The organism is Gordonibacter sp. RACS_AR68 (assembly GCF_030418485.1).
GTDB classification, from domain to species: Bacteria; Actinomycetota; Coriobacteriia; order Coriobacteriales; family Eggerthellaceae; genus Gordonibacter; species Gordonibacter urolithinfaciens.
In genome coordinates this window covers 220,151-232,403 of sequence record NZ_JAIPUP010000001.1, presented here as the reverse complement: position 1 = coordinate 232,403, position 12,253 = coordinate 220,151, and the positions used below count along the sequence as shown (strand labels likewise).

General features: G+C 59.6%; 11 protein-coding genes. 7 read left to right on the top strand and 4 right to left on the bottom strand.

What is annotated here, in order from left to right; all coding sequences use genetic code 11:
* Positions 1-21: 21 nt before the first annotated feature.
* The 3 genes from K9U15_RS00955 to nhaA all read left to right on the top strand — a co-directional run bounded on the left by K9U15_RS00955 (position 22) and on the right by nhaA (position 2,226).
* Complete coding sequence (locus K9U15_RS00955; protein WP_087192184.1) at positions 22-291, top strand: ACT domain-containing protein; 270 nt, start codon at positions 22-24, stop codon at positions 289-291.
* Positions 292-412: 121 nt separating this feature from the next.
* The gene (locus K9U15_RS00950; RefSeq protein WP_231847646.1) at positions 413-598 is read left to right on the top strand and encodes a helix-turn-helix domain-containing protein; all 186 of its coding nucleotides are present in this window, start codon (positions 413-415) and stop codon (positions 596-598) included.
* Between the two features lie 257 nt (positions 599-855).
* A complete protein-coding gene (gene nhaA, locus K9U15_RS00945; RefSeq protein WP_301155442.1) occupies positions 856-2,226 on the top strand; it encodes a Na+/H+ antiporter NhaA in 1,371 nt (456 codons plus the stop codon).
* A 12-nt stretch (positions 2,227-2,238) separates the two neighbouring features.
* On the opposite strand, the gene K9U15_RS00940 is transcribed toward nhaA, so the two are convergent.
* From K9U15_RS00940 to K9U15_RS00925, 4 genes are all read right to left on the bottom strand, one after another.
* Entirely contained in the window at positions 2,239-2,658 is a 420-nt protein-coding gene (locus K9U15_RS00940; RefSeq protein ID WP_015540115.1) for a response regulator transcription factor, read from the bottom strand.
* A 153-nt stretch (positions 2,659-2,811) separates the two neighbouring features.
* Positions 2,812-3,144: a hypothetical protein gene (locus K9U15_RS00935; protein ID WP_041239615.1), complete on the bottom strand. Its 333-nt coding sequence runs from the start codon at positions 3,142-3,144 to the stop codon at positions 2,812-2,814.
* A 1-nt stretch (position 3,145) separates the two neighbouring features.
* A complete protein-coding gene (locus K9U15_RS00930) occupies positions 3,146-5,473 on the bottom strand; it encodes a molybdopterin-dependent oxidoreductase (RefSeq protein ID WP_015540114.1) in 2,328 nt (775 codons plus the stop codon).
* Between the two features lie 111 nt (positions 5,474-5,584).
* The gene (locus tag K9U15_RS00925; protein WP_083809137.1) at positions 5,585-5,827 is read right to left on the bottom strand and encodes a hypothetical protein; all 243 of its coding nucleotides are present in this window, start codon (positions 5,825-5,827) and stop codon (positions 5,585-5,587) included.
* 695 nt (positions 5,828-6,522) lie between these two features.
* Between K9U15_RS00925 and K9U15_RS00920 the strand changes: the two genes are divergently transcribed.
* From K9U15_RS00920 to K9U15_RS00905, 4 genes are all read left to right on the top strand, one after another.
* Positions 6,523-9,054, top strand: a complete 2,532-nt coding sequence (locus K9U15_RS00920) for a molybdopterin-dependent oxidoreductase (protein WP_015540112.1) — start codon at positions 6,523-6,525, stop codon at positions 9,052-9,054.
* A gap of 36 nt (positions 9,055-9,090) precedes the next feature.
* Positions 9,091-9,441, top strand: a complete 351-nt coding sequence (locus tag K9U15_RS00915; RefSeq protein ID WP_041239613.1) for a hypothetical protein — start codon at positions 9,091-9,093, stop codon at positions 9,439-9,441.
* Between the two features lie 79 nt (positions 9,442-9,520).
* On the top strand, positions 9,521-10,906 hold the full coding sequence (locus K9U15_RS00910) for an MmgE/PrpD family protein (protein WP_167536668.1): 1,386 nt from the start codon (positions 9,521-9,523) through the stop codon (positions 10,904-10,906).
* Positions 10,903-12,189, top strand: coding sequence for an MFS transporter (locus tag K9U15_RS00905; protein WP_015540110.1), 1,287 nt, complete (start codon positions 10,903-10,905; stop codon positions 12,187-12,189). The genes K9U15_RS00910 and K9U15_RS00905 overlap by 4 nt, the downstream gene beginning before the upstream one ends.
* The last annotated feature ends 64 nt before the right edge of the window (positions 12,190-12,253 follow it).

Below are 12,253 nucleotides of genomic sequence, written 5' to 3'. Positions count from 1 at the left end.
CACGAGGAAAGGAACCAACCTATGAAATGCGTCATCTCCGTTCTGGGCAAGGATCGCAGCGGCATCGTGGCCGCCATTGCCACCGCGCTGGCCGACTGCGGCGCGAACATCGACGACATCAGCCAGACCATCCTGGACGACATCTTCTCCATGACGATGCTCACCACCCTCGACACGGAGAAGGCCGACTTCAACACCGTGCAGGAACGCCTCGCCAAGATCAGCGACGACCTGGGCATGCAGATCATCATCCAGCGCGAGGACGTTTTCCAGTACATGTACAAGATCTAGGGGAAACGTACTTTTGCATGAGATGGAGGGACTCTAGCGGCAATTCGTTGGTGATTTGCTACACTCCAGTTCAGCAGCTTTTCGTACCGTTCTTAACATGGACATTAGAAAGGCGCTCGGTTTGAGAATCAAGGAGTTGCGCGAAGAGCGCGACCTACCTCAACGTGCCTTTGCCGAGGCTTCCGGTTTGGATCGCAGTTATCTGGCCGCTATCGAGAACGGCCAGATAAACGTGGGGATCAAGACTGTCGAGCGCATTGCTGCCGGATTCGGCATTTCCGTGGAGCAGTTATTCAAAGGCATTTAGGAATACGCTCCTCGTGGGCATCTCTGCATGGCCAAGCATGCCTTTCGGACACATGGTTTCCCGACGAAACACATCCAAGTGTTCAAGGCGCATGTCTTGTTGGGCAGATTCTGTTCGTTGCTTTTCCGTAGCCGATGCTTTCGGCGGTCTTCCGTATACTGGAACCTATGACATCAGGGAACGACAAGGTGGGGCGCGACGAGCTGGGGCCGGCTTGCTTGAGTGGCGATCCGGCTTGCTCGCCTACGGAGCGCATCTTGGAGCCGGAGGTGCGGCACCATCATCGGCGCAGGCGCAAGCTCCTGGAGTTCACGCACTCGTCCACCCGGGCGACCATGCTCATGCTCGCGGCGGCCGTGGCGGCTCTTGTCATCGAGAACACGCCGGTGCTCCCGTACTTCGCCGCATTCTGGCACGATTTCGACCTGGGCTTCTCGCTGGGCAGCTTCGCGCCGCACCTGTCGCTCGAGCATTTCATCAACGACTTCCTCATGGCCATATTCTTCCTGCTGGTGGGGTTGGAGATAAAGTTCGAGCTCACGGCGGGCGAGCTGCGCAACCCGCGCAAGGCCCTGCTGCCCATCTTGGGCGCGGCCGGCGGTGCCGTGGTGCCGGCCGTCGTGTACACGGTGGTGAACATGGGCAGCGGCTTCGAGCAGGGCTGGGGCGTTCCCATGGCGAACGACATCGCGTTCTGCCTGGGTATCTTGGCGCTGCTGGGCAGCCGCATACCGGCGGGGCTGCGCTCGTTCTTGTCCACGCTCACCATAGCCGACGACATGATCGCCATTCTGGTGATCGCGGTGTTCTACACGGCCGACCTCGATATCGCCTGGCTGGCAGGCGGCCTGGCGTTGTTCGCCGGTGCGCTCGTCATCAACCGGCTGCATGTGTACGACCTGTGGCCGTACCTGCTCATCGGGTTGGCCATGTGGGTGTGCTTCCTGCTCTCGGGCGTGCACGCCACCATTGCGGGCGTGCTGCTGGCGCTGGCCATTCCGGCGAAGTCGCAGGTAAAGCTGGATCGGGCGCCGGGCTGGTTCGAGGCGAGGGCGCGCAAGGCCGACGAGCGCTACGACCCCGGCGAGCCCGACATCGTGCAGAAGGAGTACCTGGGCGAACTCGACGAGATCGGCCGCGTGTCGCGCATGGCCATTCCGCCCATCACGCGGTTGGACTACCGTCTGCACATCCCTGTGTACTTTTTCATCCTGCCGCTGTTCGCGTTCTCGAACGCCAGCGTGGTGCTGACGGGTATGGACCCTCTCGCCGTCATTGCGAACCCCGTGACCATCGGCGTGTTCTGCGGCCTCTTGTTCGGCAAGCCGCTCGGCATCTTCCTGGCCACCTGGCTCACGGTGAAGCTGCGCTTAAGCGATCTCCCCGCTGGCGTGAGCTGGGGCCATATCGCAGGCGTGTCCGTGCTGGGCGGCGTGGGCTTCACCATGGCCATCTTCGTGACGAACCTGGCATTCGTCGATGCGAGCACCATCGCCATGGCGAAGGCGGCTATTCTGGCTGCTTCGCTCGTGGCCGGCGTCGCCGGCTTCCTCGTGCTGCGCCGCGTGACCGACGAGGAAGAGGAAGAAGGGGCTGCCGATGACGGTGAAATCGCGAAAGAAAGATGAAGGGCGGCTACGTCACTGCTGGTTCTGCTCAAGCAGCTTCTTCAGCTCCGATGAGCTATGTATGCCCAGCTTCCTGTAAATCGAGTACTTGTGTGCTTTGGCGGTAGACGGGGAAATACCCAGCGCGTTGGAGATATACGTGGGGTTTCGCTCGTTCGCTAGGTAGCGGAGGATATGTCCCTCGCGTTCGGTCAGCCCGTATTCCCGTTCAAGTGCCAGAATGGCTTTCTTTCTCCTGCCGGGAATGTTCCCGCCGATAATATCGAACAAAGGCGTTCCCGACCGGGTGAACTCTATGGTATCTAATGCGTCGATCAGATCTACAAGAAGGTGTCCAAGCTGCTGCTTGCTTTGCGTTTCGGCGAGATAGCCGGGAATGGCATTATAAAGCAGGGCTGCCGCTTCGAGCACCTTCGTTTCGTTTTCGTCCATAACACCGCACTTCCCTTGATAGTAATACTATTGGGTATTATATCCATAGTGTAATCAAAGTAGATCGATCAACGATAAAGAATCTTTTGCCGACAAAAGGGCCCTTTGAAAAGGGCCCCGGAACATAACAGTTTAGTGCTGGCTTGCTTCTGCCTAGGGGATGAAGCACGTTACTTTCCTACCGTGATCGGCCATGGCCGTGGACAGATCATCGAGCGCGACGAGCTCTATGCATTGGGCCAGACAATGATGAATACAGGCAGGCTTTTTCCCGGCTTTCACACGGTCTTCGCACAGATCGCAAAGATCTGAGGGAACAGGCACGTAATCCCAGAGCCAAGAGCCTTTCATCTTCGCAGGACCCAGTTCGTTGACCTTGATGCCCCACTCGTCAAGCGGGAGATCATGCTCTTTTCGGCATGAGACCTCGCACACATGACAGCCTGTGCAATATTTATAATCTATCAGCAGTGCATATTCGCTCATGTTAGGCCTCCTTCCTCGTGGCGACGGGGCTTGCTGGATCAATGCCGATCGCGCCCTGCTCGGTGTCGGGGCTCAAGGAGCCGAGTGCGTCGAGCCCGTCCACCTTGTATATCTTGCATAGGACGTTTTTGAATGGAGCACCGAAGCCAATGCGGCCTATAGCACGATGTGGCACGAGACTGTTGATGTTGGACTTCCACACACCGCTTAGATTGGGTGCTTCTGGATCCTGTTCGGGGAACCACCATCCGTGCTGGGCGTGTATGACTCGCGGATCGATAATAGGGGTGACGTGCGCTTTCTCGATAGCTTTGCCGAGCGGGTTCTCGATGCACACCCAATCGCCCTCCTCGATGCCGTATAGTGCTGCCGTTTCGGGGTTGATCTGCACAAGAGGGTTCGGCATGAGGGCGCGCAAGGACGGCACTTGTCGGTGCTCGGAGTGGAAGGAAGTGGTTTCGCGTCCACCCGTGGTCATAATGAGCGGGTATTCGTTGGCAAGTTCGGGACGGCTGAACGGCGTGAGTGCATTCTCTTCGAAGTAGGGAAGGGGATCCTCACCCCAATCCTCATAAAGGCTCGAGCATAGTTCGACCAAGCCTGTGGGGGTGTTGAAGCCCGGTTCGCCATCTGGTCGCAGCAGGCCCTTCTCGTACTTGCGGTACTCGAACTCCTGTTGCACCCAGCCCAGCTCCTGCAGCTCCTCGAACGTGATACCGAGCTGGGGCTTGATCTGCTCGGTGAAGAAATCGGCCACGTTGTCCCATGGCCATGCCTTCGGATTGAGCCGCTTGCCCACCATGAAATCTATTTCGAGGTCGGAGCGGCAATCTCCCACCTCGACGCACTTGTTCATGGCCATGACCATGTGAGTGTTGCGCCCGAAGTGGGGAAGCACCACGCCGTCGTGCTCGGCGAACGTGGTCACTGGCAGGAACAGGTCGCACAGGCCCATGGCCGTAGGGGTCATGAAGACGTCTTGGCAGACGTTGAACTCCATCTTCTCGAGCGCCTTGAACCAGCGTTTGCCTTGCGCGTTGGTGGTGTTCGCTATGCCGTTGGTGGCGTAGAACCACGCCATCTTGAGCGGATAGGGCTCGTCGGTTTCCAGTGTGTCGAGGATGCAGTCGGGATGCGCTATGAGGTGTGCGGCGCGAAATCCCTGGTAACGGGGGTCGGTAATCTGCTTTTCGAGCATGCCCGGCGGGAGCTGCTGGGCGCATTCGTATCGCCACTTCCCCATGAAGCTCGCTGGCACGGCCAGTGTCACCCCTCCTGGCACGTCCAGATCGCCGAGGATGGCCGCGAGGATGAGCACGGTGTGGCCGGCCTGCACCCCATTTGCGTTCGTGTCTATGGCGAGCCCCCACATGAACGATGAAGGATGGTTCTCTGCGATGGCGCGTGAGGCAGCGGCGATGGTGGCGGCCGGAACCCAGGTGATCTCCTCCACCTTATCCAGCGGGTACTCGGCAGCACGCTCCTTGAGCTCATCGAAGCCGTAGCACCAGTTCTCAACGAAGTCGTGGTCGTAGAGATCTTCCTGTATCAGATAGTTGATCATACCCAAGCCGAGTGCGGCATCGGTGCCGGGACGGAGCTGCAGGTGGAAATCGGCATGAGCAGCCATCCATGTGACACGCGGGTCTACCACCACGTAGCGCGATCCGCGCTTCATGAGGTCGATGAGCGTATGGCCGAAGAACCCGTCGGGGTTCGAGAACAGGGGATCCTTTCCCCATAACACGATGTACTTCGGCACCTCGTAGCGCGGGTCGTCGTAGCGGTCGGGGAAGAAGGCTGCGTAGTCGAGCTCGGGATAGCCCGCCCCGAGTATGAAGTCGGCCACCGAGCAGCGTGGCCCATAGCACGAGTCGCCGCTCATGGGGAAGCACGAGTTCGGTGTGCCGAGGGCGGCATAGGCGAGCGGTGTTTTGTAGAGCGTGGCCTCGCGGCCCGTGCCCTGGAAGGCCACAATGGACTCGGCGCCCCAATTCTCCTTGACGTAGCTCACCCGCTCTTCGATGATGTCGAGCGCCTCGTCCCAGGTAATGGGCTCCCAGGCGTCCTTCCCGCGATCTTCGCGTGCGCGCTTCAAAGGGCTCAGGACGCGCTTCTCGCTGTACATATACTCGGGAAGCGTGAGGCAGCGCACGCACAGGCGCCCTTGGGTGATGGGGTGGTCCGGATCTCCCTCTACGTCCACCACCTTGCCGTCTTTAACGGTCAGGTACATGCCGCACCCCACCGGGTGGTCGCCCGGCGGCGACCAGGCGCAGGTGCGGCACTTGACCACGCCGTCACCGCATTCGATTATCCGCTCTGACATAACCTCTCCTCTCTCGTGCTGTTTATCGCGTGGTGGCACTTTTCCGGTTTCAAGGATGATTTCGCTGAGAAAGGCGACCTCTAAATGCCGGAAAGTGCCGGAGCCACGGGCCTACTTGCTGATGGGCGCTCCCGGCGCCTTCGGGGCAGAGGGGGCGTTGGGCATCCCATGAGCCGTTGGTGCGGGTACGACTGCCGGGGAAGCCGGTGCGGGCGCGTCGTCCTCGGCGCCTTCGGTCGGCGACTTGCAGAAGGGGCATTTCTTGGGCAGCTGCCCCGCTACGCGGTTGATGCGCTTGCCGCAAGACGGGCAGGTGGCGGGGGGCAGTTCGGTCTCGGCTGGTCTGAAGCACATGGCGAACCTCTTTCTCTCAATGCTCTCGACGTGCGATGACTAAACCGAAATAGTATTAATTCTTTGCCATCGCCTTTCAATAAAATAATACGAAAGGGGTTAAATGAATAGTACTAAAAAGACTATGTACTATTCTATTTTAAGAATATGTTACAGGATTTTAAAGGAACACTTAGTTCGAAAAAAGCCTAATATGCAGGTAAAACATCTGTTAAATATAAACACACCAGTTTATTTATCCAAAAAATAGTATAAATAGACACCTTGATTACTAATACTAAATAATATTATTTTGATGTCACAAACTAAACCAAATTGACCTAAGCCAAAAGTGGTTAGTTAAAGGAGGATCGTATGTGTTTTAGGCCTGCGGCGGTCGAAATGTCCAACAAGTGTCCGCAGTGCGGATGCGAATGCGCGCTCAATCTCGAGCATTGCCCGCAATGCGGAGCGGCGCTCCCCAAGGTGCCGGCCATGCCCGGCATGCCCGGTGCCCCCGGTGTGTCCGTTCCGCCCGGGGCCCCGGCTCCGCCTGCGTCTCCATCAGCGCCCCGTGTTCCGCACCCATGAGCGTTGCGCGTAGGCAACAGTCCCGTTTCTGTAAGCTTCCGGCCAACGCTCTGCCCGCCCGAGGTTTGAGCGTTGGCCGGCTGCCGAAAACCCAGATCGATGAATCGCCAAGAAAAGGAGGAGGAATGGATTACCAAGAGTTCCTCGATTCGGTCGACCGCGAGGCCTACCACGAGGGGGAATGGCGGTGGCGGGAGGGCGAGTACACCGTCACCCGCACCAATCATTGGTCGCCCCCTGGCTGCCATAACGGGTGCGGCGTGCTGCTCTACGTCGACCAAGAGGGCAGGCTTGCCCGCATCGAGGGCGACCCGCTGTCGCCCTTCAACAACGGCAAGCTTTGCATGCGCTGCCTCGACATGGTGGAGGCCGTAAACCATCCCGACCGGTTGAAGTACCCTTTGCGTCGGGCCGGCAAGCGCGGCGAGAACAGATGGGAGCGCATCACGTGGGACGAGGCCTACGATGAGATCGTGGAGCGCGTGAACACCGTCAAGCGAGACTTCGGCTCCCACACCATCCTGTTCGTGCATGGCACGGGACGCAACATCGGCTGGCAGCTGCCGCTGTTCGCATCCACTGCCCTCGAGACGCCCAACGTCTGCAACTTCGGGTTCACTGGCTTTGCCTGTTACCTTCCGCGTATGATCGGCGCATCGGCGAAAATGGGAGAAATGACCATCGCCGACGTGTCCGAAACGCATGAGATGCGCTATGCCGACCCATCCTTCCGCCGCCCCGATGTGATCATGGTTTGGGGTAACGAGCCTCTTAAGGCCAATGCCGACGGCTTCCTTGGCCACTGGATCGTCGAATGCATGCAGATGGGTACCCAGATCATCTCCATCGACCCGCGCCTAACCTGGCTCGGAGCCAAAGCCGCGTACTGGTTGCAGGTGCGCCCCGGAACCGACGGCGCGCTGGGCATAGCGATGCTGAACACCGTCATCAACGAGGATATGGTCGACCATAAGTTCATCGACAGCTGGTGTTACGGCTACCAGCAGCTCGTCGAATCGGTGCAGGGTAAGGATGCCGATTGGGCCGCCGAGATATGCGGTGTACCGGCGGACGACATACGCGGAGCAGCCCGCTTGTACGCTACGGCGGAAAGCGCGTCCATCCAGTGGGGCCTCGCGTTCGAGCAGCAACTGTCCGCATTGGGCGTCACCGCGGCGGCGTGCGATCTCATGGGTGTTACCGGCAACATCGACAATCCCGGAGGGAACCTGCTCATCAAGTGCGCATTCGATATCGAGAAGCGCTACGGTTTGGGTGATTTCAAAATCCCGCGCGAAAACTATGCAGGCAAGCTTACTTTGTCGGCGGGCATCGAGTCATCCGATATCGTGGCCTGTGCGTCCTCAGATGCCCTACTGCACGCTGTGGAGACAGGCGAGCCCTTCATGCCCCAGATTATCTGGCTGCAAAGTGCCAACCCGCTATCCTGCTCGGGCATGGACGCACCGCGCATGTACGAGGCCATGAACAAGATCCCCTACTGCGTGGTGGCCGACCCCTATATGACGCCGACTGCCGTGGCTCATGCCGATATCGTGCTGCCGGTTGCCATGAGCTGCGAGCGCAACTCCGTGCGCACCTGGTGGACGCCCGCCCGGTCCATCTCCAAGTGCGCGAGCTACTACGAAGCAAAGTCCGATGAGCAGATCATCCTCGACCTGGGTCGCCGACTGAAGCCCGAGAACTGGCCCTGGAAAGACGACAAGGAGTTGGCCACGTGGTACCTCACCGACCAGTACGCCGAGGGCGGCACGCGTTACGAGGGTGATTTCGAGGAGCTGCAGGAGCGCGGCGGCTACAAGTATGACCCGTGGGATGCCGAGTACTACAAGTACCAGAAGGGCATGTGTCGCCCCGACGGCCAGCCGGGCTTCGACACGGCAACGGGTCGTTTCGAGTTCTGGAGCTGGGGGTACAACCATTGGGGAGTCGATCCGATGCCCTACCACATCGAGCCGAAGGATAGCCCAGTATCCACGTCCGAGAAGCTGGCAGAGTACCCGTTCATCGCCACGTCGGGTGGAAGGTCCTACGAGTTCTTCCATTCCGAGCACCGTCAACTGGAAACCATGCGCGAGTTCCATCCTTGGCCGCTTGTGACCATTCATCCCGAGGCTGCGGCTGAATACGGCATCGAGGATGGCGACTGGGTGTGGATCGAGACCACCCATGGCCGATGCCGCCAGAAGGCGTTCCTCTTCCCCGGCATCAAGAAGGACACCATTCATATGGAGCACGCTTGGTGGTTCCCCGAGCAAGAAGCCGCAGAGCCCAGCCTGTACGGCACGTTCGACTCAAACATCAATAACATGGCGCTCAACTTCGAAACGGGGCAAGGCGGCATCGGTTCCGGTATCAAGAGCTTCTTGGCAAAGATCTACCCCTACGTCGAGGGAGACCAGATGCCCGGCGAGAAGGTCACCCGCGAGGGCGGCTGGGGCGACTACCTGCCCGGCGTTATGGCGGGTGACAAAGAATCGGCAGAGAGGCAGGCTGCCGAAGGCAACAGCGCCTTGCTCGCCCAGATCGAGGCCGCTCGGCGCGCCAAGGAGATGAAGGTAGAGGACGCCGACATGCAGGGCCGGAACGCGCTCATCTACGCGAAAGAGCACGCCGACGGCTTGCAGGATGCCTGACCGCCCAAACGACCCAAGAAAAGGAGGCGAACGACCGTGACTAAGGCGATTCTCGTCAACTACGACTACTGCACGGGCTGCCACTCATGCGAGGTGGCCTGCAAAAAGGAGCGTGGCCTGCCGAAAGGCGAGTTCGGCATTAAGGTGTGCGAGGTGGGGCCGTTCCAGTACAGCAGGGACCAGGGGCTGAAGGGCGTATGGGAATGGACGTATATGCCCGTCCTGACGCAGGCATGCAATCTGTGCGCCGACCGTACGAAGGAGGGCAAGATGCCCATGTGCGTGCAGCATTGCCAGGCATGGTGTCTGTACTACGGTGAGGCGGAGGACCTGGTCAAGAAAATGGACGGCAAGACCCGTTGGACGCTTTCGACCACCAAGGAGTAAGGGGGCCGGGCGGCTTAGACCGAGAGGGGAACCATGCGCGAAGTCGCCCGGAAACCATTGAAAAGGGGGTTCCATGAACATGACCGACGAAGTTTGCGCGCACGTCGCGGCCGCAGACTACGCGATACTCGACGATTTCACCGTCGGGCGAGTCAAGACCCGTGTGCTCGACGCGGTGGGCGTCATAGCTGCCGGGGTGCACGCGCCTCGTTGCGACGATTTGTTCAACCTGCTCAAAAGCTATGGAACAGCGCCTCAAAGCACGGCGTTTTTTCGCGGCGAGCTTATGGGCGCTCCGCAAGCTGCCATGGTGAACAGCTTCGCCATGAGATCCTACGATTTCGAGGCCATCGAGGCCGAGAACGAGAATCGCAAGAGCAGTGCCGCTCACATCAGCGGTACGACGGTGCCCACCGCCTTCGCCGCCGCAGAGCGCGTACATGCGAGCGGCAGGGAGTTCCTCACGGCTTTGGTGGTGGGCGATGACGTTGCCGCGCGTCTGGGAGCGGCATCTGGCTTCGATGTGTATGGAGGCTGGGATAACACCAACACCATCAACGGGTTGGGCGCTACTGTTGTCGCCGGCAAGTTGGGCGGCCTCAACGAGCAGGAGCTCAACAACGCGCTCGGCCTGAGCCTGAACATGCTGGGCGGGTCGATGGACAACATCAACTACAAGACGCTCGCGTTCAAGCTCCCCATGGCGCTTGCTGCCCGCAACGCCATCTTCTCGGCCGACTTTGCCGCCCGTGGCATGACGGCCACCCACGACGCCATCGGGGGCAAGAAAGGGTATTTCTTCCTGTTCTGCGGCGAGAAGCAGCAGCCGGAGCTGCTGTGCAAGGACTTGGGGCGCGTTTTCTACGGCGATGTGGTCATCAAGCCGTGGTCGGCCTGCCGCGCCACGCACCCCTCGATCGATGCCTGCATGAAGATCGTCGAAGCGCACGAATTCGATCCAACGCAAGTGGAGAGCGTAACCATTCATACCACGCCCCGCACAGCTCAAGGGTTCGTGGGGCAGCCGTTCGAGGTAGGCGAAGAGCCCCAGGTGAGCGGAGCTTTCAGCATCATCTACACGGCGGCAGTCGCCCTTGTGGAAAAGGCTGTGCGCCCCGAGCACATGAACCGGGAGGCCATGGAGGATCCCGCGCTGAAAAGCATGATAGCGAAGATCGCCATCGATCCCTCCTTGCCGCCCGACGAGTACCAGACGGCGGAGGTAGACGTGGTCATGCGGGACGGCACGTCTTATCACGCACGCTGCGACGTGCCCAAAGGCGATATCTACCGCAGCCCCCTGACCGAAGGGGAGGTTCTCGACAAATTCTACCGGAACATCGAGTTTTCTCGCACGCTGCCGCACGAGGCTGCCGCACAGGTGGTTGAGATGGTTACGCATCTTGAAGAGCTGGACGACATCGGGGAGCTCGTGGCGTTCATGGAAGAGAGGAGAATGAAATGACCGCAGAACAGAAAGCTACCGCGAAGAAGGCGCTCGGCATCACGGTCCAGATAGCCGCGCTGCTCGTTATCACGCTGCAGTATGCGAAGTCGTTCTCGACGCCGGCCATGTCGGCCATTGGAGCGGCATACGCCCCTGCGGGCGTCGATTCGCTCATGCTTAAGAACATCGAAGGGCTGCCCTCGCTTATGGCTATTGTAGGCGCGTTCGCCGTGGGCATCCTCGAGCGCTATATGAAAAAGAAGACCATGCTTATCATTGCCATGACATGCACCCTCGTCGGTGGGGTGGTTGCTGGTCTCATGCCGGAGACCATCGAGGGCTTCTACGGCATATTGGCGTGCCGCGTGGTGCTGGGTTTCGGCCGCGGCATGATATTCCCTATGGCGTCATCGTTCATAGCCGACTTGTTCGAGGGCAGGCAGCGCGACCGCCTCATGAGTTTCAAAACGGCAGTGGGAGGTCTCTCGGGTTCGGTGTTCCAGCTGATCGGCGGTTTCCTGGCCGTCATGTCGTGGCGCTATTCCTTCATCGGCTACCTGTTCATCATCCCCATCGTGGCGATGATTGTGCTCTGGCTTCCGGAGCCCGACGTAAAGCCGGCTGGGACGACGGCCGACGGCAAGCGTGGTAACGCGCTCAAATCCATCACGGTAGCCGCATGGATCGTCATCCTCTTGGCAGGCGTGTGGAACTTTTTCCAGTTCTCGTACTTCACCAACATCTCCTTGTGCATCAAGGAGGCGGGTTTGGGCGACACGGGCTTCGCTGGCATCATCAGCTCCACGCAGACGCTTGCCGCCGCGGTGGGCGCCATCTGCTACGGTGCGTTTCTTAAGGGTCGCCTTCGGGGATTCGACCTGCCTATCGCTCTACTCGGCGAGGCCGTGGGCTTCTGGATTCTCACGCACATCGTCTCGGTGCCGGGCTACTACGCAGGCGCCATTGTATACGGGCTCGCGTTCGGCATGTTCAACCCCGCCCTCATCCTGCAGATCGTGAAGGTTCTGCCCAAGGAAGGTGCCACGTTGGGGCTCTCGCTTTTGGCTGCGGCGCAGAATCTGTGCCAGTACTTCTCCGCCTACGTGCTTGCGTTCTTCGCCGGTCTCATGGGCGTGGCGGCTACGGGCCAATTTGCCGGTTGGAACGTGGCATGGCCGCTTGCGACAGCTATGGCCGTGCTTGTGGCCGTTATCATCGTTATCACTAAAGCGAAGCATCCCGAGTTGATCGCCGGCCTGAAAGAACCGGGTAAGCAATCCGATATCGAGAAAACCGTCTAGTTGGGGGAACGGCACGTAAAAGATGGTTGTACTGGATTCGAGTGATCGGGGCCGGCGCCCGCCG